Here is a 447-nt window from a genome sequence, read left to right as displayed (position 1 = left end):
CTCGTCGAGCCCATGCCAATCGCGGAAGCGAACCGTTATCTGCGAGGCGAATCCGGCTTCCGCCCCTTCTGATCGTTCTGCCGTGGCGAGCTCGACGAGTGCTGCGTAGGACTCGTCCGGTTCGATCAACCCGCTTTGGGCCATGAGCAATGGCCGGTAGAGCGCCATCGTCTCCTCGAGGCCGACCGGCCCTTTGCGCTCCTCCACCACCGCGCCCGCGGACCGCACCGCCGTCAGCACTGACTCCATGGCGGTGACCAGCTCGCGGTCGACCGGACAGAAGGAGTCGTCGAGCCACGCCGCGACCCGGAACTCGCGGAGGTGTTGTGCCCTCGAGGGCGGCAGGTCCAACCGCCAGGCCGCCCTGTTGTCACGGTCCGGTCCGGCAATGACGTCGAGGCCCAGGTCGAGATCGTCGGCGTGCCTGCCCAACGGACCGAGCACCGC

1 protein-coding gene is annotated in these 447 nt (G+C 68.2%); it reads right to left on the bottom strand.

Annotation, left to right across the window (positions count from 1 at the left end; genetic code table 11):
• Positions 1-447, bottom strand: a 447-nt coding sequence (locus IMZ11_RS44145) for an amidase family protein (protein WP_228649724.1), incomplete at both ends; no start/stop codon positions are given.

The organism is Microtetraspora sp. AC03309 (assembly GCF_020826795.1).
Lineage (GTDB): Bacteria > Actinomycetota > Actinomycetes > Streptosporangiales > Streptosporangiaceae > Microtetraspora > Microtetraspora glauca.
This window is presented reverse-complemented; position numbering and strand designations above follow the sequence as displayed.